Source organism: Pseudomonas sp. GW822-FHT02E03, from assembly GCF_058802325.1.
The window spans coordinates 1-1,071 of record NZ_JBXAOA010000101.1 but is presented as its reverse complement, the minus strand read 5'-3'; the positions used below and the strand labels follow the sequence as shown (position 1 = coordinate 1,071).

2 protein-coding genes are annotated in these 1,071 nt (G+C 40.0%); both read right to left on the bottom strand.

The genetic code is table 11. The features are described from left to right. Window positions 1-37: 37 nt before the first annotated feature. The gene (locus AC1RQB_RS28220; RefSeq protein WP_063340310.1) at window positions 38-451 is read right to left on the bottom strand and encodes a hypothetical protein; all 414 of its coding nucleotides are present in this window, start codon (window positions 449-451) and stop codon (window positions 38-40) included. A 189-nt stretch (window positions 452-640) separates the two neighbouring features. After that, on the bottom strand, window positions 641-1,006 hold the full coding sequence (locus AC1RQB_RS28215; protein ID WP_063340309.1) for a hypothetical protein: 366 nt from the start codon (window positions 1,004-1,006) through the stop codon (window positions 641-643). Between the last annotated feature and the right edge of the window lie 65 nt (window positions 1,007-1,071).

Here is a 1,071-nt window from a genome sequence, read left to right as displayed (position 1 = left end):
TTGTATTGCCCTTTTGTATTATTTTTTGTGTGCTAAATTATTCTGAGTTCATGAGTTTTTTATATTTTGCAAATGTAACGATAGCTTGCTCGTCGCCATCAATTAGACGTTCGTAAAAACTTGGGTCCTTCGACCATTCTTCGAATACTAGTGAAGTTGAGTTTCCTCTCTCCCCTGACGGGGTCGAGCCCAATCTCCAGTATTGTGAAATGTGTTCGTCTATTACCTCAAAAAATTCAGCAGCAAAGGGTTTTGGATACTCGTCGTCCACTTCAGTACAAAGATAGAACCATGGGCAGTTGTCCCAGAACTCAATTCCGTAGACCGTGTATTCTCTGGCGATGTCAAGATCTATTTCGCCGTCGGATCTAGAGATATAGTGCTTTAATCTAGTTAGAGTGTATGGGTTTAAGATGTCGTGTAGATTGTTTATTTTACAGACGACTTTCATTATGGATAATCATCCAGATGAGACTATCGGGTCGTTTTTCCACGGTTTTATGCCTTCTGTACTTAGACCTGGCAAAAATGGGATGGATTGATTTTCGATTTATTTTCATGAGCGCTTGGAGAAAGGTGACTAGAAAATAAATCTGTCACCTTTTCTTTGTCACCTTTTCTTTTTGTTTTTTAGATGCTACTACCATAGATCTATTCTTGCGCACTCGAATTCAATGATGTTCCCAATCTCTAATCCTCCTGGTAAACAATCATCAATCAGCATATGTATGTCGCCAACGGCAACCACTTGGTTAGTGATGTCGATAACTTTGGCAACGACTTTTCGCTCAAGTTTTGTGTCGCTTAAGTTCCATATTCCTACCACCGGCTGATCACTGATCATTGCGTTTTTTACAGAAAAAACGTGGAGTGGTTGAGTTAAATGCTCGCCCACTATTACATTGCAAGGTTGAGAGAAGGCGATGCATGTGAAGTCACCATCACTAATTTCAACTTCCGCTTCTTCAGCTGACTTCGATATCCATTTAATTCTTTTTATTATCATGCTATATCACTTCGATTGTGGTGGCTGATATGGATACTTCCATCCTGTTTGTGGATTCGGTAGCG